The following is a 1,819-nucleotide window of genomic DNA, read 5'->3' on the forward strand; positions in this document are numbered from 1 at the left end:
GATCCCCTGGAAGTTGTACCGGACGGGGGAGACCGTCAAATGGACTTCGTGCGGACTTTCCTTGGGGCTGGAGGAGATCGAATACAGCCGCGGCTGAAGCGGTTTGAGCACGGCCAGCCATTCCTCGACTGACGCGGTGACGGGAAACTCGGCCAGCAGGTCGACCGATTGCAGACCCCAGGCCCAATTGCTCAGGGCACGTTTATTTTCCGGATTCATCAACTCGGCCAGACCGGTGTCTCGGGTGTGTTGCTGCACAAAACGCAGCAGGTGCGGGCTGATGTGGGCTATCTCGAACCGCCCGGTGAGCGCCGACCGCAGGGACATCACGCCGTGGCCGGCGACCTCGACGAGCGCCTCGCGGTCCAGCCCAGTGAGCAAGAGCCACTCGTCGACAAGTCGAGCGTTGTTGTGCGGCCACACGCCGAGCGCGTCGTCGGCCTCGTAGCCCAGCGATTTCCGGGGCAGGTGAAACACCAGCTGCCGCACATCTTTGGCCGATCGGGGCCGGCTGAGGGTGATGTTGCGGGCCATGTCGGTGATCAGCGGATGCCTCTTGCTGTAGGCCGGTGGCGCAGGCCGCGTCAGGGGGCGCGACGCCGGCGCCGGGAAGAGGGCCGGTGGTGTGGACGCGTCGCCGGTGGTGCCGTCCCGTCTGGCCGGTGCCGCCGCGCCGGCCAGCGCGGCGATGACCCCGCTGAGCCAGCCGGCCGCCGCGTCATGATGTCGGGCTCGCAGTCGACACGGTCGGTCAACCGGGTCGCCCCCAGTTCGGCGAGTCTTTCGTCGAGTTTGCGCCCGTGAGCGCAGAAGTCGTCGTAGTTGGAGTCGCCCAGCGCGAGCACCGCATAGCGTGTCCGGCTGAGCATCGGCGCATCGTCGGCTGTCAGCGCCCGCCAGAATGCGGCGCCGTTGTCGGGGGGGATCGCCGTCGCCGGTGGTGCTGGTGATCAGCAGTAGTGGCCGCGTGCCCGGTAACTCGGACACCGGGAAGTCGTCCATGCCGTGTAAGGCGACCGGCAGCCGCGCGGCGCGCAACTGGGCGCTGACATCGGCGGCGAGTTCCTCGGCGTTGCCCGTCTGGGAGGCCCGCAACACCACGACCGGGGCATCACCGGACCCGCCGGTCGCGGGTCCCCCTAGGCTGACTCCCGGTGCGTTCGGCACGTCTGTGTGCGTGAGAACAAGCCCGCGAGCAAACCGTCCACCCAGAGCCGGGTGTTCGGGTCCAACGGTGCGCTGACGGGCACGGTGAGCACCCCCGGCGCGCGCTGGGTGGCTTCTGAACGCAGGCCGACCAGCATCCCGGCCAGGTAGGAGCGGGCGGATTCGTCGAACTTGGGCACGGGTTGTGTGGGTAAACCGAGTATTTCGGCCAAAAACTCGAGCCGCGCCCCGTCGGATTTCCCCGCTTCGGTGTGTGCCGTGGTGGCAGTCGGGTCCGGGTGGGAGACGGCAACGCCCCTCCCTCGACAGGCATGCAGACAACGATGCTGCGACAAGGATGTTTCGGCATCGGTCACCGAATGTTTCCGGCGCTTTACGACTTCATCGCAACGGGTCGACGGCGTTGGTGATCCGCGTGGAAATCCGTATCGGCGCAGCTCATCCCGGGTCGACGTCGACCGGGGAGCTGGACACGACACTGCCGTCGGCGCCGCGGGCACGATCCGGTACAGATGGCTTTCGATCAAACCTGCGGGACATTCACAGCCTTCGCTAAGTGGTCTCGCCCGTAAGTTCGCCGGGGGTTGTTACCAGACGCCGCGGGTGCCGAGTCTGCGCTGGCGGCGTCGAGACTGTGCTCAGCGCTACTTTT

At 67.1% G+C, this 1,819-nt stretch carries 1 pseudogene; it reads right to left on the reverse strand.

Going from position 1 to position 1,819, the window contains the following annotated elements:
* Window positions 1-1,460 (reverse strand): annotated as a pseudogene (locus ACOJVU_RS16490) (flavodoxin domain-containing protein); the annotation flags it as partial.
* Between the last annotated feature and the right edge of the window lie 359 nt (window positions 1,461-1,819).

Source organism: Mycobacterium sp. THU-M104, assembly GCF_049197365.1.
GTDB lineage: Bacteria > Actinomycetota > Actinomycetes > Mycobacteriales > Mycobacteriaceae > Mycobacterium.